Source organism: Rathayibacter sp. AY1A3, from assembly GCF_002930975.1.
In the GTDB taxonomy this organism is placed as follows: Bacteria; Actinomycetota; Actinomycetes; order Actinomycetales; family Microbacteriaceae; genus Rathayibacter.
The window spans coordinates 92631-116070 of the sequence record NZ_PSTO01000003.1 but is presented as its reverse complement, the minus strand read 5'-3'; the positions used below and the strand labels follow the sequence as shown (position 1 = coordinate 116070).

The window sequence follows — 23440 nt, the reverse complement described above, 5'->3', positions numbered from 1 at the left end:
CCCCGCTCCTCCGGGGCACGGACCCACCTGAGAGACCAGAGACCATGGCAGAAGAACCCACCACCCCCACCGGCCCGGACGAGAGCGATGACATCGTCACCGAGACCGGTGTGGTGATCCACGGTCACGACAAGATCGAGCCGGTCGACCTGCAGCTCGAGATGCAGCGCTCCTACCTCGACTACGCGATGAGCGTCATCGTCGGGCGAGCCCTGCCGGAGGTGCGCGACGGCCTGAAGCCCGTGCACCGCCGCGTGATCTACGCCATGTACGACGGCGGCTACCGCCCCGACAAGGCGTTCTCGAAGTGCTCGCGCGTCGTCGGCGACGTGATGGGCCAGTTCCACCCGCACGGCGACTCCGCGATCTACGACGCGCTGGTCCGCCTGGTGCAGCCGTGGAGCCTCCGCTACCCGCTCGCGCTCGGGCAGGGCAACTTCGGCTCCCCCGGCAACGACGGCGCCGCCGCCCCCCGGTACACCGAGACCAAGATGGCGCCGCTCGCGCTCGAGATGGTCCGCGACATCGACAAGAACACCGTCGACTTCCAGGACAACTACGACGGCCGCACGCGCGAGCCGGCGATCCTGCCGGCCCGGTTCCCGAACCTGCTCGTCAACGGCTCCGTCGGCATCGCGGTCGGCATGGCGACCAACATCCCGCCGCACAACCTGCGCGAGGTCGCCGCCGGCGCCAAGTGGGCGCTCGAGAACCCCGACGCGACGCGCGAGGAGCTCCTCGAGGCGCTGCTGCAGCGGATCAAGGGACCCGACTTCCCCACCGGTGCGCAGATCCTGGGCGTCCGTGGCATCCAGGACGCGTACCGCACCGGCCGCGGCTCGATCACGATGCGCGCCGTCGTCTCCATCGAGGAGATCCAGGGCCGCACCTGCCTCGTCGTCACCGAGCTGCCGTACCAGGTGAACCCGGACAATCTGGCGATCAAGATCGCCGAGCTGGTCAAGGACGGGCGCGTCTCGGGCATCGCCGACATCCGCGACGAGACCTCCGGTCGCACCGGCCAGCGCCTCGTCGTCGTCCTCAAGCGCGACGCCGTGGCGAAGGTGGTGCTGAACAACCTCTACAAGCACACGCCGCTGCAGGAGAACTTCGGCGCGAACATGCTCGCGATCGTCGACGGCATCCCGCGCACGCTCTCGCTCGACGGCTTCATCCGCGCGTGGGTCGACCACCAGGTCGAGGTCATCGTGCGCCGCACCCAGTACCTCCTCGACGAGGCGGAGGCGCGGATCCACATCCTGCGCGGCTACCTCAAGGCGCTCGACGCGCTCGACGAGGTCATCGCCCTCATCCGCCGCTCCCCCACCGTGGAGGAGGCGCGCGACGGCCTGATGGAGCTGCTCGACATCGACGAGGTGCAGTCCCGCGCCATCCTCGACATGCAGCTGCGCCGCCTCGCGGCCCTCGAGCGCCAGAAGATCATCGACGAGCACGACCGGATCCAGGCCGAGATCGAGGACTACAAGTCGATCCTCGCGAGCCCCGAGCGCCAGCGCACGATCATCTCGGACGAGCTCGACGAGATCGTCGACCGCTTCGGCGACGACCGCCGCACCGAGATCCTCTTCGGGTTCGACGGCGACATGAGCGTCGAGGACCTGATCCCCGAGGAGGAGATGGTCGTCACCGTCACCCGCGGCGGCTACCTCAAGCGCACCCGGAGCGACTCCTACCGGGCGCAGCACCGCGGCGGCCGCGGCGTGCGCGGCGCGCAGCTGAAGGCCGACGACATCGTCGAGCACTTCTTCGTCACCACCACGCACCACTGGCTGCTGTTCTTCACGAACACCGGCCGCGTGTACCGCGCCAAGACCTACGAGCTGCAGGAGGCCGGCCGCGACGCCAAGGGCCAGCACATCGCGAACCTGCTCGCGCTCGAGCCGGGGGAGCAGATCGCGCAGATCCTCGACATCCGCGACTACGAGGCGGCCCGCTACCTCGTGCTCGCCACGCGCGACGGCCTCGTGAAGAAGACGGCCCTCTCGGAGTACGACACGAACCGCTCCGGCGGCATCATCGCGATCAAGCTGCGCGACGGCGACGAGCTCGTCTCGGCGCTCCTGGTCGAGGAGGACAGCGACGTGCTGCTGGTCTCCCGCAAGGGCATGTCGATCCGCTTCACCGCGTCCGACGAGGCGCTTCGTCCGATGGGCCGCTCCACCTCCGGAGTCCGCGGCATGTCGTTCCGCGGGGAGGACCGCCTCCTCGACGCGAACGTCGTCAGCGACGAGGGCTTCGTGTTCGTGGTCACCGAGGGCGGCTACGCCAAGCGCACCGCGGTCGACCAGTACCGCCTCCAGGGACGCGGCGGGCTGGGCATCAAGGTGGCCAAGCTGGAGGAGAAGCGCGGCGACCTCGTGGGCGCCATCATCACCGGAGAGGACGACGAGGTGCTCGTCGTGCTCGCCAGCGGCAAGGTGGTACGCTCTGCGGTGGCCGAGGTACCGGCCAAGGGTCGCGACACCATGGGAGTCGTCTTCGCACGATTCGCTGAGGACGACCGCATCATCGCACTCGCCAAGAACACCGAACGCAATCTCGACGCCCAGGACGAGGATCCCGACGCCGCGGCGCCGGCCGAGTCCGCTCCGGTGTCGGAGGAGGATGGGTCCGTAGATGAGTAGCACCGTCGCCGAGAAGCTCGCCAGGAAGTCCGCGAAGAGCCCGGCGGCGAAGCAGGTCCGCCTGAAGCTCGTCTACGTCGACTTCTGGTCGGCCGTGAAGCTCTCGTTCCTGCTGGGCCTGACGCTCGCGATCATCACGATCGTCGTCGTCTACCTGGTCTACACGGTCCTGGCCCAGACGGGAGTGTTCGACGAGGTCAACGGCCTCGTGCAGGACATCGCCGGCGCGGAGGCGTTCGACCTCAACACGATCATCTCGCTGCCGCAGGTCATGGGCTTCGCGATCGTCGTCGCGGTGCTGAACACCATCGTCACCACCGCGCTCGGCGCGATCGTGGCGCTGCTGTACAATCTCAGCGTCAAGATCACCGGCGGCCTCCTGGTGGGCTTCACCAACCAGTAGGGCGCACGGTCCGGCCGATTGGGATTCCTGCTCGATGTCGGGTAGAGTCTCCTCTGGCCATTCCGGGGGTATAGCTCAGGCGGTTAGAGCGCTTCACTGATAATGAAGAGGTCCCAGGTTCAAGTCCTGGTACCCCCACCCGGTCCGAACGGCCCGTCACCTCGCGGTGGCGGGCCGTTCGACTCTCGGAGACGGATCGCCCCGTCTCCGGCCCGGGGCCTTAGCTCAGTTGGTAGAGCGCCTGCTTTGCAAGCAGGATGTCAGGAGTTCGAATCTCCTAGGCTCCACACTTCCTCCCCTCTCGCGGGTGCTCCCCCTTCGTCGGCCCTTCTGGTCTCCCGGCCCATGGCACTCCGGGTCCTCCGCCGTCGCGGGGTCACCGTGTCGAGGTCTTCGGCGGCCTCTCCTGTCGCCCGCCGCGCGGCCATGCGATCGAGGTCGCCACTCGGACGGCCGAGCCGCCCGCTCAGCGGTCCACGCAGGCGAGGCCCAGGAACTGCTGGACCGAGAGGGTCTCGGACGTGCCGTCGCGGATGTCGCCGACGATGATCTCACCGACGGAGAGCGTGTCGAACTGCTCGGCCGTGAAGACGACCGGGCGGGCGAGCACGGAGCGGTCGGTCGCGTAGGCGCCCAGCGCGAGGTCGACGCCGAGCGGGAACCGCTCGATCACCGTGTCGGCCGGCCAGACCGTGGATCCGGAGAGGTCGGTCGCGCCCAGCTGCGTGACCGGGGACGGGGAGACCCAGCGGGTGACCCTCCGCAGCCCGTCGCCGATGGTCAGGGGAGCGGAGTCGGAGGCGGCGAGGTCGAGGCCGTCGACGGACCCCGAGCACACGACGACGACCCCGAGGACCTCTCCTCGCTCGCCGCCCCGTCCGAGCCCGACCGCGGCCGTGGTCACCGGCTCCTCGGAGGCGCACCCCGAGAGCGCCAGGGCGCCGAGCAGCACGACGGTGCTCGCGAGCGCGGCGCGACGGTGCATGGGTCCTCCCGCGGCCACCCTACGCGGGCAGGGCGAGGGCCAGAGCGGCGAGAGCCTGCGGGAGGGAGGGGGCGCCCTCCGCTCGGAAGACCACCTCTCCGGCCGTGTCCCGCACGACGACCGTGGGGGTCGAGCGGATGCCGGCGGCCTCGGCCTCGACGGGGTGGAAGGCCACGTCGCGCTCGCGGATCTCGGCGGCGGGGACGAGCTCCGCGGCGCGCTCCAGCACCGAGCGCGCGGCATGGCAGGCGCCGCAGAAGGCGGAGGTGTAGAGCTCGACGATCACGACGAAGGGAACACCGGGGCGCGGCCGGGGATTCCCGGGCACCGTCAGCGGAGGAGCCAGGCCTCGTTCATGGTGAGGGCCGCGTCGACGAGCTCGACGCGCTCCAGCTCCTCGACGTCGCTCAGGGGGAACCAGGCGGCGGCGTCCGTGGAGCCGTCCACCTCGTGCGTGAGCTCGCCGCCCACGATGCGGGCGCGGTAGACGACGCGGATGGCGTGCAGGGGGCCGGCCTCGGGATCGCTGCGGCGGTGCGCGGGGATCACGTGCGAGTCCACGCCGATGAGGGCCTCGAGCTCGGCACGGTAGCCCGTCTCCTCGAAGATCTCGCGGACCGCGGCGTCGGCGGGCGACTCGCCCTCGTCGATCCCGCCGCCCGGAAGCGTCCAGGCCGACCACGGCCCCTGGCTCCAGTGCGCGAGCAGCATCCGCTCGCCGTCGATGATCACGCCGTACGCGGCGACCCGGATGTCCACCGCAGAAGCCTAACCCGGGCATGCGAAGGAGCCGGACCCCCTGAGGGGCCCGGCTCCAGCGACGAGAACGTCAGGAAGCGGTCGAGGCCGCGTTCTGCGCGGCGCTCTGCGGCTCGTCCTCGGCGACCCACAGCTCGTCGTCGGCGCGGAACGTCTGCCAGACGGCGTAGCCGATGCCGCCGACGGCGACCAGCGCGGCGCCGATCGCGAAGACCGTGCCGACCTTGCTCTTCTTCTTCGGGGGAGTGGTGAGCTCCTCCCAGCGCGCCTTCGAGATCTCGGCGAGCTTCGCGCGGTTCTTCGAGTCCTTGGCGGCCTCGAAGGCGGCGGCGGCCGTGCCACCGACAGCGGCGAAGGTCGGGACGACCTTGTGCTTGTAGGCGTGGCGGGCCGAGGAGTACGTGCCCTCGACGGCCGAGACGCCGTTGTCGTAGACCGGCTTGACGCGCGAGTCGTACGTGTCCTTGACGAAGGGGACGAGCTCCTTCTTGGCGTACTTCGACGCGTGGCGGCGGCTCTTCTCGAGCACGGAGGCCGCGTGCGCCAGCACCTCCTGCTGCTCGCCCCAGACCGCCTCGGCGTTCTTGCGAAGACGCTTGAGATCCTTCTTGTGCTTACGTGACAGACCCATGTTGGTCCTCCATCGGCTACGAGCAGCGAACGCCTCAATACTGCCACTCATCGATCGGCGTCCGCATCGCGCACCCAGCGCATTGACACCGGGCGTTGCAGGGGCCTACAGACGCGCTGTGCGAGAATCCGATCATGCCTTTGCACACCGCAGTCGCGACGTTCCACACCAACAAGGGCGACATCGTCGTCAACCTCTACGGGAACCACGCTCCCAAGACGGTCCGCAACTTCGTCGGTCTCGCGACCGGCGACATCGAGTGGACCCACCCCGCCACGGGTGCGAAGACGAAGGAGCCGCTCTACAACGGCACCGTCTTCCACCGCATCATCCCCGACTTCATGCTCCAGGGCGGCGACCCGCTCGGTCAGGGCATCGGCGGCCCGGGCTACCAGTTCGACGACGAGATCAACTCGGAGCTCGACTTCACCCAGCCCTACATCCTCGCGATGGCGAACGCCGGCAAGCAGGCGGGCCGCGGCACCAACGGCTCGCAGTTCTTCATCACCGTGGCGCCGACCACCTGGCTCCAGGGCAAGCACACCATCTTCGGCGCCGTCGCCGACGAGGAGTCGAAGAAGCTCGTGCAGTCGCTCTCGGCGGTCCCCACCGACGGCCGTGACAAGCCGCTCGAGGACGTCGTGATCGAGAGCGTCGAGATCACCGAGGTCTGATCGCCTCATCCACCACTCATTCGAGGGCCGGGTCCGTCAGGGCCCGGCCCTCGTTCTCCCCGGAGGCACGTCCGTGACCCAGGTCCCGCCGAGCAGCACCTACTCCTGCTACCGACACCCCGACCGGCAGAGCTTCGTGCGCTGCCAGCGGTGCGGCCGCACCATCTGCGGCGAGTGCCAGACGCCCGCTCCGGTCGGCGTGATCTGCCCGGACGACATGGCGCAGCAGCGCGCCACCGCGCCGCGCACCCGCGGTCCCCTCCTCTCCCGCGTGCGGGCCATGACCCGCGCCGACCAGCCGACGGTGACCTACGCGATCATCGCGCTCTGCATCGTGCTGTGGATCGTCGAGATCCTCCCCTTCGTCGGCGGGCCGGCGGTCAACGCGCTCCTGTACGCCCCCGCCTACACGCTCCCCGGCTTCGGTGCCGGCTTCGAGCCGTGGCGGATGCTCACCTCGGTGTTCCTCCACAGCACGTCGCTCTTCATCGTCATCCCGTTCCACCTGGTGCTGAACATGTACACGCTGTGGGTGTTCGGCATGGTGCTCGAGCGCATGCTGGGCCGCGGGCGCTACCTCACCCTCTTCCTCCTGAGCGGTTTCGCCGGATCGGTGGGCGTCCTGCTCCTCGCGGACCCGCTGACCCCGGTGATCGGCGCCTCCGGTGCGATCTTCGGGCTGATGGGCGCGTACCTGGTGATCCTCCGGCATCTGGGCGGTCAGGCGTCGCAGCTGCTGGTGCTGGTCGGACTGAACCTCGTCATCGGGTTCCTGCCCGGGATGAACGTGGCGTGGCAGGCGCACGTCGGCGGTCTGGTGGCCGGCGCGCTCATCGGGCTGGTCTTCACGAAGACCCGGCAGCGCGCCCAGCGGCGCACGCAGAACCTCCTCGTCGGGCTCATCGGAGTCGGACTGGTGGCGATCACCGCGGGCGCCTACGTCCTCGGCTGATCCCGTCCCCTCCCGCAGCGGCGGGTCCGGCAGTGCCTTGCGCACTCCCGGGCCCGCCGCTTCGTCGTTCCCGCGGCGACCGTCTCCACCGCTGTCCACAGGTGCTCTCAACAGGTGGGGAGGAAGTTATCCACAGAGTTGTTAACACTGGGGAGAACGTCCCGGGTGTCCTCCTCGGGAGGACGATCCGGGGACGGCGACGCGTCCGAGGACCGGCGGACTGGTGCGGATCCGGGCCCTCCTCGCCTCGAGCAGGCCAGCGCGGCGGAAACCGCGGAGTTCTCCACAGGAGATTCCACAGCTGGGGATAATTACAGCGGTGTAGTTCTCCGGCGGACGGCCACCAGGGCCGTCGCCTCACGGTCGTCGTCGCGGTGCAGCGAGGTGGCGAACCCGGCCGCCTGGAACGCGGAGGCACTCGCCGCGGCCTGATCCGCGCCGACCTCGATCACGACGACGCCGTGGGGTGCGAGCCACGCTCCCGCCTCCTGAGCGATGCGGCGGTGGAGGGCGAGCCCGTCCGACCCGCCGTCGAGCGTGAGCATCGGCTCGTGCACCCGGGCCTCCGGCGGCATGAGCGCGATCGCCGCGGTGGGGACGTAGGGGGCGTTGACGACGACGACGTCGATCCGCCCGCGCTCACTCCGGGGGAGAGCGTCGAAGAGGTCGCCCTCGTGGACGTCGGCGCGGCCTGCGAGCGTGCGGCGCGCGCAGGCGACGGCGGCGGGGGAGAGGTCGGCGGCGAGCAGGCGGACGTCCGGCCGCTCCTCCGCGATCGACCGGGCGAGGGCGCCGGATCCGCAGCAGAGGTCGAGCACCACGGCGCCGCCCGGGAGGACCTCCAGGGCGCAGTCGACCAGCCACTCGGTGCGCACGCGGGGCACGAAGACGCCGGGTGCGACGGGGACGCGCAGGCCGCGGAAGGCGACCCAGCCGAGGATCTGCTCGAGGGGCTCGCCCGTCTCGCGGCGGCGGAGCAGCAGCTCGAGGTCGGAGGAGGAGTCGGCGGCCTCCTCGAGCAGGCCCGCCTCCTCCTCGGCGAAGACGCAGCCGGCGGCGCGCAGACGCTCCACCGACGACGAACGCCCCGTCGGCGGACCGGACGGGGCGTCGTTCACGACTGGGGGAGGCTCAGCGCCAGCGCGTCGTCATCAGGAAGCCGATGAACGCGATGCCGAAGCCGATCAGGATGTTGAGGTTGCCGAGATCGGGGATCGGCAGGGTGCCCTGGCTCACGTAGAAGACGATGATCCAGGCGAGTCCGAGCAGCATGAAGCCGAACATCACCGGCTTGAACCAGACCGGATTCGGTGCGTTCTCGCCGGTCCGGGCCTCGTCGCGCTCGGGCTTCGGGCTCTTCGTCGCTCGTGCCATGCCGACCACTGTACCGGGCGGAGGCTCCGGGCCGGGAGCGCCGGGGCTGCGCGGGTGCTGTGCGGACTCGCGGAGCGGCCGGTGCGGGCGCTCGAGTGGTCCCCTCGGCCCTCCTCAGGCGGCGACTCGGGAGGGCTCTCCACAGGTCCGGATCGTGCGCCACAGCCGGTCACGGCTCGCGCCTAGACTCGTCGCATGACCGCCCAGAACTCCGACGGGGCGGCTCTGCGGCCGCGAGCGAAGCGACGGAGGGCCCGCCCGGTCCGACGACTCTCGTTCTTCGGAGTCGTCGGCGAGCTCCTGATGACCGCCGGCGTCCTGGTCCTGCTCTTCCTGGCCTGGCAGCTCTGGTGGAACGACGCGGTGATCGCGGGCCGGCAGACGACGCAGGCCGCGGAGCTCCGCGAGACCTGGGGCGACTCCTCTCCGGCACCGCAGCCGACCGAGGCCGCCCCGGCGGAGCCGGTCGTCGCGTCGGTCGCCGCCCTCGACACCTCCTTCGGCAACCTCTACATCCCGCGCTACGGCGAGGGGTGGGTGCGCACGATCGCCGAGGGCATCGACGCCGAGAACGTGCTCGACGAGGGGAGCATCGGCCACTACCCCGGGACGCAGATGCCCGGCCAGGCCGGCAACTTCGCGCTCGCCGCGCACCGCAGCGCGTACGGCGGAGGCATGCACCTGATCGACGAGCTCCAGCTCGGCGACCCGATCTACATCGAGACGGCGGACGGCTGGTACACCTACCGCTTCCGCAATCTCGAGTACGTCCAGCCCTCCGACGTCCAGGTGATCGACCCGGTCCCGTGGACTCCGGACGCGGCTCCGACCGACCGCCTGATCACGCTGACGAGCTGCAACCCGCTCTACTCGACGGCCGAGCGGATCATCGCGTACGGCGTCTTCGACTCGTTCCAGCCGCGGTCCGCGGGCGCCCCCGCCGAGATCGCCGCCTCGCTGGCTCAGGAGGGCTGACCGTGTACGCAGCGCTGTGGCGGCTTCTGCCCGGGCCGTGGTGGGTCCGGCTCCTGATCGTCCTCGTCCTCGTAGCGGCGGTCCTGGTCGCGCTCGACGAGTGGGTGTTCCCCTGGGTGCAGTCGCTCGTGCTCGACCGGAACGTGACCGTCGGCTCGTGACCGGCGGCGCGGCCCCGCGGATCCTGGTCGTCGACCACCACGACAGCTTCGTCTTCACGCTCGTCTCGTATCTCCGCGAGCTCGGTGCCGAGGTCGACGTGGTCGAGTTCGACGACCTCGGGACGACGGCGCTCCTGGCTCTCGCGGAGGAGGCGGACGGAGTCCTGGTCTCACCCGGACCGGGCCGCCCCGAGGACGTCCCCGCGTCGACGGCGCTCGTGCAGCGGGCGGAGGCGACCGGGCGGCCGCTGCTCGGAGTCTGCCTCGGCCACCAGGTGCTCGCCCACGCTCTCGGCGCCCGCGTCACGGAGGCGCCGGAGCTGCTGCACGGCCGGACGTCCGCGGTCCTCCACGACGGAGATCCGCTCTTCGACGGCCTGCCCTCCGGCTTCGCCGCGATGCGGTACCACTCGCTCGCGGTCGACGGCGAGAGCCTTCCCGAGGAGCTGCGGGTGACGGCGCGGACACCGGAGGGAGTGGTCATGGCCGTCCGGCACCGGAGTGCTCCGCTCGTGGGCGTGCAGTTCCATCCGGAGTCGGTCCTCACCGAGGGCGGGCGGCGCCTTCTCGAGAACTGGCTGCGCGAGGTGACGTCGATCCGGTCGTCCGTATCGGCCGACGACACGCCCGGACTCTCGATCTCGACTCGGTGAGGCGGAATTCGCCGGGCTTATCGGGCTCATTATCGAGTCGAGAGCATTGAGAATGATCAGCGACCACCGTCCCCCGAACGGGGATGCCGCCCTGAGTGCGTTCTCACGTAGAAATCCGCCATCTGACGGCTAAATGACGGCGGGCGGAGGAGAACGCCGCGACAGGGTATGAGGGTGACCTTGTCCACCCCCTTGCGCACCCCCCGATCAGGTGGCGGGATTTGACGGGCTCCCGGCGGAGGATGCGGCCCCTTTTCCCTGCATAATCAGAGGGCGTCGACAGGGGGTCGGCGCCACAAGAGAAGTCCGGGGGGACCAGATGGTCGCATCGATCTCCTGGGCTTTCTCGGGAATCCGAGAGCTCGAGAATCTCGGACCGCGCATCGTCGTCAAACCCGGCACCGTTCCGAGCATCACCGGTTCGGGATTCGGCACCGCCGATCTGAGCGTCGTGCTGATGACGGTCTCGCCGCTGCGCGTCCTCCGCGGGACGTGGCCGGCCGACGACACCTCCTTCCTCACCTTCAGCTTCCTCATCGACGGCTTCGTGCGCATGGTCGCCCCGGACCGAACGGTGCTGCTGCGTCCGGGCTCGATCTCGTACCAGCAGGGGACGACGACTTTCACGACCGAGTCGACGACTCCGGCCACGATCCTCCACCTCTCACTGCGCGCCGACGAGATGCGCCGCTACGGCTTCGACACCTCGGCCCCGGTCTACGCGCTCGATCCCGACGCCCGGTCCACCCGCGCCGCGTACGCCTTCACGACCGCCTTCGCCCTCGCGGCGGAGTCGGGGACGGGGCTGCCCGGCGAGGGCGAGGTCACCGGCTTCGCCCACGTGGTCAAGCAGCTCCTCACCAGCGCGTTCCTCGCGGCGGCGAGCTCGCAGCCCGGCACCACGAGCGTGCGAGCCGCCACGCTCGGGCGCGCGCGCACGGTCATCGACCGGACGCACCGCACGCCGCGCTGCACTCCGGAGGCGGTGGCCGACGCGGTCAACGTGTCCACCCGCTCCCTCCAGCGGCTCTTCGAGGATGCGGGCACCACGGTCGCGAGCGAGATCGAGCGATCCCGGGTCGCCAGCGCCGTGGAGCTCCTGCGCCGCCGCCCGCGGGAGGTCCCGCTCGAGGCGATCGCCGCCGCGTCCGGATTCTCCTCGGCGGACCACCTCCGCCGTGCGCTCAAGCGCCGCGAGGGGCTCACCCCGAGCGACATCCGCGGCCGGATCGCACGCCCCGCCGACGGATCGGCAGGCGGCGAGGTCGTGCGGCTCCAGCCCCCGCTCGCCGACGCGCGCCGGGCGTAGCCGTTCACCTCGGGGCTGTCGGCCTCGCGGAGCATCGACCCGACGAGCAACGTCCGGACGAGCCCTTCTCGGCGCGCAGAGCAGCGGCCCGGCCTCCACCGAGCGCCGTCGGCCGACGCCGCAGCCGCAGCGGGCCGCAGGCCGGGTCAGCCCGCGCAGTAGCCGAGCTGGACGGTCGATCCCTGCGGGACGTCGCCCGGAGCCAGGGACTGGGTCGTGATGGGCGGGTTCGCCCGGGTCGCGTCGCAGGTCTCGTCCGGGACCTCGACCCCCACGAGCTGCAGCTTCTCGGAGGCGAGGGTGGCCAGCGCGCTGCTGAGGGACGTCCCGACGAGGTCGGGGAGCGTGACCTGGCCGGAGGAGACGGTGAGGTCGACCGGCGTGCCCTGGGCGACCTGCTGTCCCGCTCCGGGGGAGGCGGAGAGCACGACGTCGCCCGGGACGGTCGGCGAGTTCTCGCGGGTCTGGGAGCCCTCGACGAAGCCGACGGCGGTGAGCGCGTCGATGGCCTCGGCGAGGCTCTGCCCGACGGTGTCCGGCACGGCGACGGGCTGCGGACCCTGGGACACGACGATGCGGATGACCGTCTCGGGCGCGACGATCGTGCCCGAGCCCGGATCCGTGCGGATCACCTCTCCCTCGGGGACGGTCGAGCTGTACTCCGCGACCTGGCTCGGCACGAGGTCGAGCTCGGTCAGGGTCGACTGGGCGCTGTCGTAGGTGGTCTCGGTGAGGGTGGGGACCTCGCGCGACTGCGAAGGCAGCGTCGACGCGGGCTGGAGCGTCAGCACCCAGATCACGAGTGCGGCGACGATCACGGCCAGCACGACGATCGAGGACCAGATCCAGAGGACCGGCGGGCGGCGCTGGGTGCGGACGATCGAGTTGTCCTCGGCCAGCTGGCGGAGGGCGAGCTCGGAGTCGTTGACTCCACCCTGGCTGCGGGCCGCGAAGAGCGAGGTGGTCAGCTCGTCGATCGGGCGGTGGTCGGGGAGGCGTCCGGCGGCGGCGTCGCGCAGGTCGTCGCGGAACTCCGCAGCTCCCTGGAAGCGCTCGTAGCGGTCCTTGGAGAGTGCTCGGGCGACGACCGCGTCGAGCGCCGGCGTGACGGCCGGGTTGATGGAGCTCGGCGCCGGCGGCGTCTCGCTGACGTGCTGGTAGGCGACGGCCACCGGGGTGTCGCCGCGGAAGGGCGCACGGCCGGTGAGGAGCTCGAAGAGCACGATGCCGGCGGAGTAGAGGTCGCTGCGGGCGTCGACCTGCTCGCCCTTCGCCTGCTCGGGGGAGAAGTAGGCCGCGGTGCCGAGGATCGCCGTGGTCTGAGCGACCGTGGCGGCGGAGTCGGAGACGGCGCGGGCGATCCCGAAGTCCATCACCTTCACCTGGCCCGACGGGGTCAGCATGATGTTGCCGGGCTTGATGTCGCGGTGGACGACGCCTGCGCGGTGCGAGTACTCGAGGGCGGTGAGGATGCCCTCCGTGATGCGGACGGCCTCGTCCACGTCGAGGGGGCCCTCGGCGATCAGGTCCTTGAGGAGGCGGCCCTCGATGTGCTCCATGACGATGAAGGGCCGGCGCGACTCGGCGCCGTTGTCGTCGAGCGAGACCTCCTCGCCCGCGTCGAAGACCCGGACGATCGTGGGATGCGACATGCGCGACGCGGACTGCGCCTCCTGGCGGAACCGCAGGCGGAAGGCGGAGTCGGAGGAGAGGGAGAGCTTCAGCTCCTTGATGGCGACGGTGCGGCCGAGCCGGGTGTCGGTGCCGAGGTACACCTCGGACATCCCGCCGCGGCCGAGCCGGGGCCCGACCTGGTACCGTCCCGCGATCAGGCGACCCTCATCCGTCACGCGCACGCTCCCGCCCTGTACTTCCGTGTGGTGCGGCCCCGAGGAGCCACGGCAAGTGTACCTATGGGCCCCTGGTGTTCCGGGCGGGGGCGCGACGCGACGGCCGCGAGGCGCCGGGCCGGAGCGGTGCCCCGGCCCGGCGCGCCGCCGCTACTCGGAGGGGGTGGGCGTCGAGGTGGCCTTCGAGGTGGGGGTCGGCGCCGGGGTCGGAGCCGGCTCCTCGACGGTGACGGTGAGGGTGGGCGAGGCCGCCGACTCCGACTCGCCGCAGAGCACGGTGTACGTGACGTCGATCGTGCCGGCCGTGGTGCCGGCCTGGATCGTCGCGGTCGTCGAGTTCGACGGGTTGGTGCTCGTCACGCTCGCGCCCTTACCGGTCGCGGTCACCCGGTAACCGCTCACGGAGGTTCCGCTCGGGCACTGGTTGTAGTTGCTCCAGGTGACGTTGAACGTCGCGCCCGCCTCGACGCTGGAGGCGGCGGGGGTGACGGTCGGCACGGCGGTCGGTGCGTCCGGGGTCGCGACCTCGGTGAAGACGGAGACCTCGATGGTCGTGCCCTTCACCACGTTCGCGGTGGGGTTCACGTCCTCGACGAGTCCGACCTGCTCGGCGGTGGGGGCGCTCGGACCGTCCGCGCGGCGGACGCCCATGCCCAGGGCCTCGAGCTCGGTCTCGACGTCGTCGAAGGAGCGCCCGACGTAGTCGGCCTTGTCGATGACGACCGTGTTCGAGGTCGGCGTCGGCGTGGGAGTCGGAGTCTCGGACGGCGTCGGCGACGGGGCCGTGCTGGTCGTCGCGGTGGGGGAGGCGGCCGGGTCGCTGCTCCCGCCGGTCGTCAGGGCGAAGATCGTGCCCGCGATGACGACGGCGAGGATCACGATGAGGGCGATCAGCGGCCAGGTCCAGGGGCTGCGCCTGCGCGGCTCCTCGGAGGCCTCGAGCGGCTCCTCGATCGGCACGAACGGAGCGGCGGCCGCGGCCGCGGGCGCGCCGGAGGGGAGCACCGTGGTCGCCTGCGTCGCGCCCTGGTTGGAGGGGAGGACCGTGGTCGCCTGCGTCGCGGGCAGGTCGCTGAGGACCGCGGGGACGGCCAGCGCCGCTCCGCGCACGTCGCCCGAGCGCAGCGCCTGGGCCGCCCGCGCGAGGTGCGCGGCGGTGGCGGGGCGGTCGGCCGGCTTCTTGGCGATGCAGGAGTAGACGAGATTGCGCACCGGCTCCGCGACCGTGACCGGCAGCTCCGGCGGGGTGTCGTTGATCTGCGCCATCGCGATGGCGACCTGCGACTCGCCCGTGAAGGGGCGGCGCCCGGCCAGGCACTCGTAGGCGACGATGCCCAGCGAGTAGATGTCGGTGGCGGGGGAGGCGGGCTGGCCGCTCGCCTGCTCCGGGGACAGGTACTGGACCGTGCCCATGACCTGCCCGGTCGCCGTCAGCGGGACCTGGTCGGCGATGCGCGCGATGCCGAAGTCGGTGATCTTGACGCGGCCGTCCGGCGTGATGAGCAGGTTGCCCGGCTTCACGTCGCGGTGCACGAGGCCCGCGGCGTGCGCGGCGTGCAGGGCGAGCGCGGTCTGCGCGACGATGTCGAGGACCTTGTCGGTCGAGAGGACGCGCTCGCGCTCGAGGACGGTCGAGAGCGCCTCGCCGGGGACGAGCTCCATGACCAGGTAGGCCGACCCGTCCTCCTCGCCGTAGTCGTAGACGTTGGCGATGCCCTCGTGGTTGACCAGCGCCGCGTGGCGGGCCTCGGCGCGGAAGCGCTCGAGGAAGCCGGGGTCGCCGAGGTACTCGTCCTTCAGGATCTTGATCGCGATGGTGCGGCCGATGACCAGATCGGTCGCCTGCCACACCTCTCCCATGCCGCCGATGGCGATCCGGGACTGCAGCTCGTAGCGTCCCCCGAAGGTGAGGCCTGTCGTGGGTCTCATTTGTTCAGCACCGCCTCTAGTACCTGTTGTCCGATGGGTGCGGCGATCAGGTTGCCGTACCCGGTCTGGCCGAGCCCTCCACCGTTCTCCACGAGCACGGTGATGGCGTACTGCGGGTCGTCCGCAGGCGCGAAGCCGGTGAACCAGAGGGTGTACGGGTCGTCCCCGCCGTTCTCGGCGGTACCGGTCTTACCGGCCACAGTGACGCCCCCTATTGTTGCATTCGTCGCCGCGCCGCCCTGGACGCTGGCGACCATCATCGCCTTGACGGCGTCCGCGGTCTGCGTGCTCACCGCCCGGCCGAGCGACTTCTCCTGGAACTGCTGCAGCACGCTGAGGTCCTGCGAGCGGATCGAGTCGACCAGGTTCGGCTGCATCACCTCGCCGCCGTTCGCGATCGCCGCGGAGACCATGGCGATCTGCAGCGGCGTCGCGCGCACCTCGTACTGCCCGAAGGCGGTGAGGGCCGTCTGGGCGTCGTCCGTCTTCGTCGGGTAGGTGCTCGCCTCGACCGACATCGGGATCTCGAGCTCGGTGTCGAAGCCGAACTTCTCGGCCTGCGAGCGGATCGCGTCCGCTCCCAGCTGCACGCCCATCTCGGCCATCGGGACGTTGCAGGAGAGCGAGACGGCGGTGGCCAGCGTGACCGTCTCTCCGGAGCCGCAGAGACCGCCTCCGGAGTTGATCACCTGCGACGAGGAGCCGGGCAGCGTGTACGACTCGACGTTGGGGAAGCTCGAGTCGGCCGTGAAGCGGCCGGACTCGAGGGCGGCCGAGGCCACGACGAGCTTGAAGACGGAGCCGGGCGGATTGAGCGAGCCGCCGATCGCCCGGTTCACGAGGGGCTCGGAGGAGTCGTCGTTCAGCGCCCGGTAGGCGGCGAGGACGTCGTCGGTGTCGTGGGAGGCCAGCGCGGTGGGATCGAAGGTGGGCTTCGAGACCATCGCGAGGATGCGGCCGGTGGCCGGCTCCGTCACGACGACGGCCCCCGTGTAGTCGCCGAGCGCGTCGAAGGCGGCCTGCTGGGCGACCGGGTCGATCGAGAGCTCGACCGACGCGCCCTTCGGGTCCTGGCCAGTGACGAGGTTGTTGATCTCGTCGAAGAACTGCGAGTTCGAGGTGCCCGAGAGGTAGTCGTTGAGCGTGCGCTCGATGCCGGTGGTGCCCTGATTCAGGGTGAAGTAGCCGGTCACGGCGGAGTAGAGCGGGCCGTTCGCGTACTGCCGCTGGAACTTGTAGAGGTCGTCCGACGGCGTCGAGGAGGCGATCGGCTGACCGCCGGCGAGGATCGCGCCGCGCTCGGTCGAGAAGCTCTCGTAGAGGGTCCGCGTGTTGCGGCCGTCCTCGTCGAGGGAGTCGGCCTGGATCACCTGGATGGTGGTGGTGGAGAGGAAGAGGGCCACGAACATCGTCAGCACGACGAGGCTCACCCGTTTGAGTTCTCGGTTCATCGACGGATCACACCACCAGACGAGGCTGACTGCGGACTGTGTCGGACAGGCGCAGCAGCACCGCCACGATCATCCAGTTCGCCACGAGGGAGGAGCCGCCGGCGGCGAGGAACGGCGTGGTCAGGCCGGTCAGCGGGATGACACGGGTGACGCCTCCGATGACGATGAAGCACTGCAGGGCGATCACGAACGAGAGGCCGACTCCCAGGAGGCGCCCGAAGTCGTCCTGCCCGGCGAAGCCGATGCGGAACCCGCGCGAGACCAGCAGGAGGTAGAGGCCGAAGATCGCGAAGAGCCCGGCGAGGCCCAGCTCCTCGCCGAGGCTCGCGATGATGTAGTCGGACTGCGGGACCGGCGTGAGATCCGGCATCCCCTGGCCGAGGCCCGTGCCGAGCAGCCCGCCGTGCGCGAGGCCGAAGAGGCCCTGCACGAGCTGGTAGCTGCCGCCCGGATCCGCCCCGTAGCGCTCGGCGCTGAAGGGCTCGAGCCAGTTGGCGAAGCGGTTGCCCACGTAGTCGAGCGTCTGGCTCGCCAGCAGCGCGCCGCCGAGGAACAGGCCGACGCCGATGAGGACCCAGCTGGTGCGCCCGGTCGCGACGTAGAGCATGACCAGGAACAGGCCGAAGTAGAGCAGAGCCGTCCCCAGGTCGCGCTGGAAGACGATGACGCCCATCGTGACCGCCCAGACCACCAGGATCGGGCCGAGGTCGCGCAGGCGCGGGAAGCGCATCCCGAGGACGGTGCGGCCCACCATCGAGAGGGAGTCGCGGTTGCGCACGAGGTAGCCGGCGAAGAAGACCGCGAGGGCGATCTTGGCGATCTCGCCGGGCTGGAAGCTCGCCACGTCGCCGATCCCGATCCAGACGCGCGCGCCGCTGACCTCGCGGCCGATGAAGGGCAGGAGCGGCAGCAGGAGCAGCACGATCGCCGCGAACCCGGCGACGTAGGTGTAGCGGAACAGCACGCGGTGGTTGCGGATGACCAGCAGCACCACGATCGCCGCGACGACGGCCAGGGCGCTCCAGAAGATCTGCCGCACCGCGACCGACTCCCAGCCGGTCGCGCCGTCGGCGATGTCGATCCGGTAGATCTCGGCGACGCCCAGGCCGTTCAGCACGGTGGCGATCGGGAGGAGGAAGGGGTCGGCCGCCGGGGCCGCGAAGCGCAGCACGACGTGCACGGCGAGCACGAGCGCCGAGAGGCCGGCGCCCAGCGAGACCAGCGTGGTGTCGATCGAGCCGAGGGCGCCGAGCTGCACGAGCACGATCGCGCCGGCGTCGATCAGGCATGCGCCGATCAGGAGCAGGAGCTCGAGATTGCGCAGCTTCTGGCGGAAGAAGCCCTGCCGCTCGGGGGCGGGGCGGGCGGTGGCCGTGGCGGCGTCCGTCATGGTGCTCCGTTCGCGTCCGTGAGGCGCTCGACGATGTCGACCGCGCCGGCGTAGGAGTCGGCGCTGATCGTCTGCTCCAGCTGCTCGACGTCGTAGGCGCGGAGGGAGTCGAGCGGGATGCCCGTGTCCTCCTTCACCTCCGAGAGCGAGAGCGGGCCGACCGACTGCTGGATGCCCTGGTAGATGATCACGGTGTCCCCGTCGGTGCCGACGTAGAAGCGGGACTGCGTCCAGTCGTAGGCGAAGAGGATCCCGAGGAATCCGATGATCAGCACGAGGGACAGGCCGACGAGCCAGGTGATGCGGCGGCGCAGGTGCCGGCGGCGGTCCTCCTCGATCAGCTCGTCGAGGTAGTCCTCGGACGCGGGCTCGAAGTGGGTGGGGCCCTGCGCGGCGGGAGCCCGGGTGTGCAGGCGGAGGCCGGGGATCCGGACGCGGTTCTGCGAGTCGTCGGTGCTGAAGGGCGTGGGCGCGGCGGCCGATCCGACGACCACCGGCTCCTCCACGGGGGCGAGGATGCGCGCGGTGTCGCCCGCCCCGGGGATGTCGAGGACGACGACGGTGACGTTGTCCGGGGCGCCGTGCGAGAGGCTGTCGCGGATCAGGCGGTCGGCCACCTGCTGGGCGGTCTCGTCGCGGCTGAGCTCCTTGAGGATCTCGTCGTGCGGGACGACGCCGGAGAGGCCGTCGGAGCAGATCAGCCAGCGGTCGTGCGGCTCGGTCTCGAGCGTGAGCGTGTCGATCTCGGGGTTGGTGTGCACATCGCCGAGGACCCGCATCAGGACGGAGCGGCGCGGGTGCGTCATCGCCTCCTCCTCCGTGATGCGGCCGGAGTCGACGAGGCGCTGCACGAAAGTGTGGTCGGTCGTGACCTGCTCGAGTCGGCCGTCGCGGAGGACGTAGATGCGGGAGTCGCCGATGTGCGCGATCGCCACCGACTCGCCGACGCGGGCGATCGCGCTGACGGTGGTGCCCATGCCGGTGAGCTCGGGGTGGTCGACCACGGCGTCTGCCAGCAGGGTGTTGGCCGCCAGCAGGGTGCGCTTGAGCTCGTCCTCGGCCTCGTAGGTGGAGGCGTAGACGCGGTCGGCCTCCGCGACGCGCTTGATCGCGATGGAGGAGGCGACGTCGCCGCCCGCGTGGCCGCCCATGCCGTCGGCGACGACGAAGAGCTGCCGGCCCGCGTAGCCGGAGTCCTGGTTGTTGGAGCGGATCCTGCCGACGTGCGAGACGGCGGCGCTCTCGCGCACCGCGCCGTGGCCGGAGCCGCTCTCCGGAGTGGGGGCCACGCGCTACGACCGTCGCAGTTCGAAGGTGGTGGTGCCGACCTTCACGGGCGTGTCCAGCGGCACCTTGGTGGGCGCGCCGACGCGGCGGCCGTCGAGGAAGGTGCCGTTGGTGGAGTCGAGGTCCTGGATCATCCACTCGTCGTTCCAGAGGAGCAGGCGCGCGTGGTGGGTCGAGGTGTAGTCGTCGCGGATGACCAGCGTCGACTCCGCGGAGCGGCCGATCGTCAGCGGGTCGCCGGTCAGCTCGAGCTCGGTGCCCCGCTTGGGGCCCGAGGTGATCACGAGGCGCTGCGCCGTGTGGACCGTGGCGGCGCCTCCCTGCTCGGCGCGCTCGGCGGCGGCCTCGCGGCTCCTCCGGGCCGAGGGGGCCGACGGGGAGGCGGGCTGCGCGGGCGCGGGAGCCGGGGCGGCCGCGGCGACCACGGGCTGGGCCGCCGTCACGAACGGGGCCTCGGGGGACGCGGCCTGCGCGCCGGGCGGCAGCTTGCGCACGCGCTGCCCGAACAGGTCGGAGCGCAGCGCGTAGACGATGCCGAACACGAAGAACCACAGCAGCGCGAGGAACGCGATGCGCAGGAGGAAGAGAGTGAGCTCGCTCATAGCCGGTCGTCCCAGAATCGCTCGGAGCCGCGTCCGGCTGCCCTGCCGGACGACGGGCGGTCGGTGCGTGCGGGCGCGGAGCCCTGCACGACGCGGTAGACGATCGAGGTGCGCCCGATCGTGATGGTCTGCTCGGGGGCCAGGGGCGCCTGCGTGACGGGCCGGCCGTCGAGCTTGGAGCCGTTCGTGGACCCGAGGTCGTGCACCTGGGCGCGGGAGCCGTCCCAGAGGATCTCGACGTGCTTGCGGGAGGTGCCCGAGTCGTCGACGGTGATGTCGGCGTCGCTGCCGCGGCCGATGACGGTGCGCGCCTTCGTGATCGGGTGGCGCCGGCCGTCGATGTCGAGGACGGGCGTGTAGGCGACGGTGCCCTTCACGCTGCGGGAGTCGACCTCGACCATGCCGTCGCTGAGCGCCGGATCGACGGCGAGGGAGATGTCGATCGGGCCGGGGAAGCGGAAGCCCTGCTTGGTGGCGTGCTCGGTGGCGACCGTGGTGAGCTCGTCGATCAGCGTGGCGCCGAGGCGCTGCATCCGGTCGAGGTCGGTCGCGGACATCCGCAGGACCAGGCTGTTGGGGACGAGGATGCGGTCGCGGCTGACCACGGCGGCGGAGGTGTCGAGCTCCCGGCGGAGGGCGGAGGCGAGCTCGACCGGCTGCAGACCCGACTTGAAGGTCCGCGCGAACGCGCCGTTGACGACGCGCTCGAGTCCCTTCTCGAAGTTGTCCAGTATGCCCACAGTCTTCCGATCTTCCGGTTCTTCGCCTTCTCGGCGGTCGCGCACGGATCGAGATGTCTGCGCGCCCGTCGCCGCTTCCTCTTCTTGGTCTGCGCCGCGCACGGCTACGGGCATGTTACTGGGATGGTCTGGATGCGCGATCCTCCGCGGTGGTTTCGCGGCCGGAGTGCCGTGTGCGCGCTCTCACCGGGGCGGCCCGGAGGCGGCTCCCGGGGGAGCGACGGCCCGGGGCGGCGGGTGCCGGTTCGGCTCGGAGGCCGGGGGATGCTACGATTTCTCGTCGGCGCTTCGGTGCCGCTGGTGAGCGCGAGTGGCGGAATAGGCAGACGCGCACGGTTCAGGTCCGTGTGCCCGAAAGGGCGTGGGGGTTCAACTCCCCCCTCGCGCACCAGAGTTCATGAGAACCGGAGTTCGTGAGAACCGGGTTCGAGAGAACCGGGCGAGAAGCCCCCGATCGGATGTCCGGTCGGGGGCTTCTCCCGTTCCCGGGTGCGGTGCGCTCCGGGGCGGGCTCCTGTCGTGTCGTTCTCGCGGACGGCGTCCCGCGGAGGCGCGGTGTTCACCGGGAGGTCGGCGGAAGGTCGTCCGGCGCGGGCACGCTCGCGGGGTGATCGCCCTCCGTGCCGACGTGTCCGCCCTCGATCCGCGGGCGCTGCCCGAGCTGCTCCGACGCCTCCGTCGGCACCGGAGCGTGCAGGTGGGGGAGTGCCAGTGGATCGCGGTGCTGCCCGGATCGGGCCCGGTGCTGCTGACCTCCGGCGACCGGCTCGTGCTCGACCTGCTGATCGAGCGGCGCGCGCTGCTCCCCGTGGTGATCGACGCGCTCGAGGCGGAGCTGCGCAGCGGCGGCTTCCGCGAGCGGATCGCGCTGCGCTGGAGCATGCCGGACACGGTGCCCGTGCCGCTGCGCTGACGAGCCGCGGTCAGCGGCGGGTGAGCTCCACGACCGGGATGATGCGGGTGGTGCGCTTCTCGTAGTCGAGGAAGCCGGCGGAGGCGGTGGTGAAGCGGGCCCAGCCGGCGTCGCGCTCCTCCCCGGCGAGGACGCGCGCCCGGACGTCGACGGTGCCGTCGTCGGGGGTCTCGATCGCCAGGTCCGGGTGGGCGATCGTGTTGTGGAACCAGGCGGGGTGCTTGGGCGCACCGGCGGCGGACGCGGCGAGCAGCCAGACGTCCTCGGAGGGGTGCAGCGCCATCAGCGGAGTCACGCGCTCCTCACCGGAGCGGGCGCCGCGGTGGTGCACCAGCACGAGGCTCCTCCCGAAGCCGCCCGTGGTCACGGTCCCGCCGTTCGCGCGGAACTCCTCGATGATCGTGTCGTTCCAGTCGGCCATGCTCGTCCTCCTCGACGCGGTGCCGGCACTCGAGTGCCGGGGTCAGGCTCGGGCGCCCAGGGCGTCCTCGCGGCTGCTGCTCCCACCCGGCGGCTGTGCGCCCCCGGTGACGGCGGCGGGATCCGCCAGCGCCCGCCGCCAGGGTAGCTCCGCGGCGCCGACGAGTTCCAGCCTCGAGCGCAGGGCGGCCCGCTCGATCCGCACGCCGCGCGCGAGGTCGCTCAGAGCCCGGGCGGAGACGCGGGCGGCGAGGCGCTCGCGGTCGACGGTGAGCAGCGAGCCGAGGAAGCCGCCGAGCACGACCGCGGTGGGGTTGAAGAGGTTGATGTAGGTGGACAGGCCCTCCGAGAGCAGGTCGACCTGGCGGGCGACCTCGCCGAGGACGGCGGGGTCGCGGGAGGTGCCCAGGGCGATGTCGAGCTCGTCCTGGTCGAGGACGCGGGCGCCGAGGACGTCGAGGAGGGAGCGCATCCGGACCTCGGCCTCGAGGCAGCCGCGCCGGCCGCAGCCGCAGAGGCGGCCGTTCGTGGCGACGAGGGTGTGGCCCAGCTCGGCCGCGAACCCCGAGGAGCCCTGGAGCGGGACGCCGCCGATGATGACTCCTCCGCCGATGCCGCCCGCGCCGCCGGTGACGTAGACGACGTCGGCCACGCCGTGCGCGGCTCCGAAGAGGGACTCGCCGATGGCGCCGAGGGTCGCGTCGTTGCCGACGGCGACCGGGAGGTCGAGGGCGCGGCTGAGCTGGGTGGCGAGGTCGACGTCGCGCCAGCCCAGGTGCGGGGCGCGGTGGACGAAGCCGGAGTCGGCCTGGACGAGGCCGGGGACGGCGACGCCCGCGCCGACCAGCGTGCGCAGCGACTCCCGCTCGGAGCGGAAGCCCTCGACGATTCCGGTGACGACGCGGACCACCGTGGCGGGGCTCGCGGGCTTGGGGGTGTCGAAGCGGACGCGGCGGAGCAGCTCGCCGTGCAGCCCGACGAGGCCGACGATGATCGCGTCGGTGTCGAGGTGGACGCCCACGGCCGCGAACCGGTCGCCGGGGACGACGGTGGCGCTGGGGCGGCCGATGCGGCCGTCGGGCGCGGTGGTCTCCTCCGCCACCCAGCCGAGCTCGCTCAGCTCGCCGACGAGGTTCGCGACGGCGGAGCGGTTCAGCCCGGTGAGGCGGCCGAGCTCGGCGCGGCTGGTGGGACCGGAGCGGTGCACCAGGGTCGCGAGGCTCGCGAGGTTCGTGCGGCGCAGCAGCGCGTTGCTGGAGGCTCCGACTGCTCCTGCCATGATCGCCTGCCTGTCGCTGGACCCCGACGGGTCTCGGATGCACTCGGGCGCGGCTCCC

The 23440-nt window shown here is 71.3% G+C and carries 24 protein-coding genes and 3 tRNA genes; 12 read left to right on the top strand and 15 right to left on the bottom strand.

Annotated elements, in window-relative coordinates; translation table 11 throughout:
* Positions 1 to 44: 44 nt before the first annotated feature.
* The 4 genes from gyrA to C5C10_RS02350 all read left to right on the top strand — a co-directional run bounded on the left by gyrA (position 45) and on the right by C5C10_RS02350 (position 3335).
* Positions 45 to 2645, top strand: a complete 2601-nt coding sequence (gene gyrA, locus C5C10_RS02365; protein WP_104222674.1) for a DNA gyrase subunit A — start codon at positions 45 to 47, stop codon at positions 2643 to 2645.
* The gene (locus tag C5C10_RS02360) at positions 2638 to 3048 is read left to right on the top strand and encodes a DUF3566 domain-containing protein (RefSeq protein ID WP_104222673.1); all 411 of its coding nucleotides are present in this window, start codon (positions 2638 to 2640) and stop codon (positions 3046 to 3048) included. Before gyrA ends, C5C10_RS02360 begins: the two co-directional genes overlap by 8 nt.
* Positions 3049 to 3112: 64 nt before the next feature.
* Positions 3113 to 3186: transfer RNA gene (locus tag C5C10_RS02355), tRNA-Ile, on the top strand.
* 76 nt (positions 3187 to 3262) lie between these two features.
* Positions 3263 to 3335 (top strand) — tRNA-Ala (locus C5C10_RS02350).
* Between the two features lie 179 nt (positions 3336 to 3514).
* Here the strand turns inward: C5C10_RS02350 and C5C10_RS02345 are convergent.
* The 4 genes from C5C10_RS02345 to C5C10_RS02330 form a co-directional block, all read right to left on the bottom strand.
* Positions 3515 to 4033 carry a hypothetical protein gene (locus C5C10_RS02345; protein WP_104222672.1) on the bottom strand — a complete coding sequence of 173 codons (519 nt, stop codon included), beginning with the start codon at positions 4031 to 4033 and terminating at the stop codon, positions 3515 to 3517.
* A gap of 19 nt (positions 4034 to 4052) precedes the next feature.
* Positions 4053 to 4319, bottom strand: coding sequence for a thioredoxin family protein (locus C5C10_RS02340; protein ID WP_104222728.1), 267 nt, complete (start codon positions 4317 to 4319; stop codon positions 4053 to 4055).
* A 44-nt stretch (positions 4320 to 4363) separates the two neighbouring features.
* Positions 4364 to 4792, bottom strand: a complete 429-nt coding sequence (locus tag C5C10_RS02335; RefSeq protein ID WP_104222671.1) for an NUDIX hydrolase — start codon at positions 4790 to 4792, stop codon at positions 4364 to 4366.
* Positions 4793 to 4862: 70 nt separating this feature from the next.
* Positions 4863 to 5423 carry a hypothetical protein gene (locus tag C5C10_RS02330; RefSeq protein WP_104247539.1) on the bottom strand — a complete coding sequence of 187 codons (561 nt, stop codon included), beginning with the start codon at positions 5421 to 5423 and terminating at the stop codon, positions 4863 to 4865.
* 134 nt (positions 5424 to 5557) lie between these two features.
* Here C5C10_RS02330 and C5C10_RS02325 point away from each other — a divergent pair, with 134 nt between their 5' ends.
* Positions 5558 to 6097, top strand: a complete 540-nt coding sequence (locus tag C5C10_RS02325; protein WP_104222669.1) for a peptidylprolyl isomerase — start codon at positions 5558 to 5560, stop codon at positions 6095 to 6097.
* A 73-nt stretch (positions 6098 to 6170) separates the two neighbouring features.
* Positions 6171 to 7049, top strand: a complete 879-nt coding sequence (locus C5C10_RS02320; protein WP_104266568.1) for a rhomboid family intramembrane serine protease — start codon at positions 6171 to 6173, stop codon at positions 7047 to 7049.
* A gap of 311 nt (positions 7050 to 7360) precedes the next feature.
* On the opposite strand, the gene C5C10_RS02315 is transcribed toward C5C10_RS02320, so the two are convergent.
* Complete coding sequence (locus C5C10_RS02315; protein WP_181073369.1) at positions 7361 to 8167, bottom strand: putative protein N(5)-glutamine methyltransferase; 807 nt, start codon at positions 8165 to 8167, stop codon at positions 7361 to 7363.
* Between the two features lie 13 nt (positions 8168 to 8180).
* Positions 8181 to 8423, bottom strand: a complete 243-nt coding sequence (locus tag C5C10_RS02310; RefSeq protein ID WP_104222667.1) for a cell division protein CrgA — start codon at positions 8421 to 8423, stop codon at positions 8181 to 8183.
* 195 nt (positions 8424 to 8618) lie between these two features.
* Here C5C10_RS02310 and C5C10_RS02305 point away from each other — a divergent pair, with 195 nt between their 5' ends.
* The 4 genes from C5C10_RS02305 (at position 8619) to C5C10_RS02295 (ending at position 11521) form a co-directional block, all read left to right on the top strand.
* Positions 8619 to 9398: a class E sortase gene (locus tag C5C10_RS02305; RefSeq protein WP_104328415.1), complete on the top strand. Its 780-nt coding sequence runs from the start codon at positions 8619 to 8621 to the stop codon at positions 9396 to 9398.
* A gap of 2 nt (positions 9399 to 9400) precedes the next feature.
* On the top strand, positions 9401 to 9559 hold the full coding sequence (locus tag C5C10_RS17710) for a hypothetical protein (protein ID WP_167299010.1): 159 nt from the start codon (positions 9401 to 9403) through the stop codon (positions 9557 to 9559).
* Entirely contained in the window at positions 9556 to 10212 is a 657-nt protein-coding gene (locus C5C10_RS02300; protein WP_104328414.1) for an aminodeoxychorismate/anthranilate synthase component II, read from the top strand. The genes C5C10_RS17710 and C5C10_RS02300 overlap by 4 nt, the downstream gene beginning before the upstream one ends.
* Positions 10213 to 10531: 319 nt before the next feature.
* Complete coding sequence (locus tag C5C10_RS02295; protein WP_104323848.1) at positions 10532 to 11521, top strand: helix-turn-helix domain-containing protein; 990 nt, start codon at positions 10532 to 10534, stop codon at positions 11519 to 11521.
* Between the two features lie 146 nt (positions 11522 to 11667).
* Here C5C10_RS02295 and pknB read toward each other — a convergent pair whose 3' ends face one another.
* The 7 genes from pknB to C5C10_RS02260 all read right to left on the bottom strand — a co-directional run bounded on the left by pknB (position 11668) and on the right by C5C10_RS02260 (position 20770).
* A complete protein-coding gene (gene pknB / locus C5C10_RS02290) occupies positions 11668 to 13371 on the bottom strand; it encodes a Stk1 family PASTA domain-containing Ser/Thr kinase (protein WP_104328413.1) in 1704 nt (567 codons plus the stop codon).
* 150 nt (positions 13372 to 13521) lie between these two features.
* The gene (locus C5C10_RS02285; RefSeq protein ID WP_104328412.1) at positions 13522 to 15300 is read right to left on the bottom strand and encodes a protein kinase; all 1779 of its coding nucleotides are present in this window, start codon (positions 15298 to 15300) and stop codon (positions 13522 to 13524) included.
* On the bottom strand, positions 15297 to 16751 hold the full coding sequence (locus tag C5C10_RS02280; RefSeq protein WP_104232999.1) for a penicillin-binding protein 2: 1455 nt from the start codon (positions 16749 to 16751) through the stop codon (positions 15297 to 15299). The genes C5C10_RS02285 and C5C10_RS02280 overlap by 4 nt, the downstream gene beginning before the upstream one ends.
* 7 nt (positions 16752 to 16758) lie before the next feature.
* The gene (locus tag C5C10_RS02275; RefSeq protein ID WP_104225777.1) at positions 16759 to 18141 is read right to left on the bottom strand and encodes an FtsW/RodA/SpoVE family cell cycle protein; all 1383 of its coding nucleotides are present in this window, start codon (positions 18139 to 18141) and stop codon (positions 16759 to 16761) included.
* Complete coding sequence (locus C5C10_RS02270) at positions 18138 to 19430, bottom strand: PP2C family serine/threonine-protein phosphatase (RefSeq protein ID WP_258060365.1); 1293 nt, start codon at positions 19428 to 19430, stop codon at positions 18138 to 18140. Before C5C10_RS02270 ends, C5C10_RS02275 begins: the two co-directional genes overlap by 4 nt.
* Positions 19431 to 19433: 3 nt before the next feature.
* Entirely contained in the window at positions 19434 to 20030 is a 597-nt protein-coding gene (locus C5C10_RS02265; protein ID WP_104225776.1) for an FHA domain-containing protein, read from the bottom strand.
* Positions 20027 to 20770: a DUF3662 and FHA domain-containing protein gene (locus C5C10_RS02260; protein WP_104328411.1), complete on the bottom strand. Its 744-nt coding sequence runs from the start codon at positions 20768 to 20770 to the stop codon at positions 20027 to 20029. The genes C5C10_RS02265 and C5C10_RS02260 overlap by 4 nt, the downstream gene beginning before the upstream one ends.
* A gap of 304 nt (positions 20771 to 21074) precedes the next feature.
* Here C5C10_RS02260 and C5C10_RS02255 point away from each other — a divergent pair.
* Both C5C10_RS02255 and C5C10_RS02250 read left to right on the top strand, forming a co-directional pair.
* A tRNA-Leu gene (locus tag C5C10_RS02255) sits at positions 21075 to 21161 on the top strand.
* A 216-nt stretch (positions 21162 to 21377) separates the two neighbouring features.
* Positions 21378 to 21683, top strand: a complete 306-nt coding sequence (locus C5C10_RS02250) for a hypothetical protein (protein ID WP_104328410.1) — start codon at positions 21378 to 21380, stop codon at positions 21681 to 21683.
* A gap of 10 nt (positions 21684 to 21693) precedes the next feature.
* Here the strand turns inward: C5C10_RS02250 and C5C10_RS02245 are convergent, their stop codons facing one another.
* Both C5C10_RS02245 and C5C10_RS02240 read right to left on the bottom strand, forming a co-directional pair.
* Complete coding sequence (locus C5C10_RS02245) at positions 21694 to 22104, bottom strand: nitroreductase/quinone reductase family protein (protein WP_104255652.1); 411 nt, start codon at positions 22102 to 22104, stop codon at positions 21694 to 21696.
* A 42-nt stretch (positions 22105 to 22146) separates the two neighbouring features.
* A complete protein-coding gene (locus C5C10_RS02240) occupies positions 22147 to 23382 on the bottom strand; it encodes an ROK family transcriptional regulator (protein ID WP_104222655.1) in 1236 nt (411 codons plus the stop codon).
* Positions 23383 to 23440: the final 58 nt, after the last annotated feature.

Excerpts from the sequence above, each read along its gene's own strand:
- gyrA (WP_104222674.1), top strand. The coding sequence starts at position 45 with ATGGCAGAAGAACCCACCACCCCCACCGGCCCGGACGAGAGCGATGAC.
- C5C10_RS02360 (WP_104222673.1), top strand. The coding sequence starts at position 2,638 with ATGAGTAGCACCGTCGCCGAGAAGCTCGCCAGGAAGTCCGCGAAGAGC.
- C5C10_RS02345 (WP_104222672.1), bottom strand. The coding sequence starts at position 4,033 with ATGCACCGTCGCGCCGCGCTCGCGAGCACCGTCGTGCTGCTCGGCGCC.
- C5C10_RS02330 (WP_104247539.1), bottom strand. The coding sequence starts at position 5,423 with ATGGGTCTGTCACGTAAGCACAAGAAGGATCTCAAGCGTCTTCGCAAG.
- C5C10_RS02325 (WP_104222669.1), top strand. The coding sequence starts at position 5,558 with ATGCCTTTGCACACCGCAGTCGCGACGTTCCACACCAACAAGGGCGAC.
- C5C10_RS02310 (WP_104222667.1), bottom strand. The coding sequence starts at position 8,423 with ATGGCACGAGCGACGAAGAGCCCGAAGCCCGAGCGCGACGAGGCCCGG.
- C5C10_RS02305 (WP_104328415.1), top strand. The coding sequence starts at position 8,619 with ATGACCGCCCAGAACTCCGACGGGGCGGCTCTGCGGCCGCGAGCGAAG.
- C5C10_RS02295 (WP_104323848.1), top strand. The coding sequence starts at position 10,532 with ATGGTCGCATCGATCTCCTGGGCTTTCTCGGGAATCCGAGAGCTCGAG.
- C5C10_RS02285 (WP_104328412.1), bottom strand. The coding sequence starts at position 15,300 with ATGAGACCCACGACAGGCCTCACCTTCGGGGGACGCTACGAGCTGCAG.
- C5C10_RS02280 (WP_104232999.1), bottom strand. The coding sequence starts at position 16,751 with ATGAACCGAGAACTCAAACGGGTGAGCCTCGTCGTGCTGACGATGTTC.
- C5C10_RS02275 (WP_104225777.1), bottom strand. The coding sequence starts at position 18,141 with ATGACGGACGCCGCCACGGCCACCGCCCGCCCCGCCCCCGAGCGGCAG.
- C5C10_RS02265 (WP_104225776.1), bottom strand. The coding sequence starts at position 20,030 with ATGAGCGAGCTCACTCTCTTCCTCCTGCGCATCGCGTTCCTCGCGCTG.
- C5C10_RS02245 (WP_104255652.1), bottom strand. The coding sequence starts at position 22,104 with ATGGCCGACTGGAACGACACGATCATCGAGGAGTTCCGCGCGAACGGC.
- C5C10_RS02240 (WP_104222655.1), bottom strand. The coding sequence starts at position 23,382 with ATGGCAGGAGCAGTCGGAGCCTCCAGCAACGCGCTGCTGCGCCGCACG.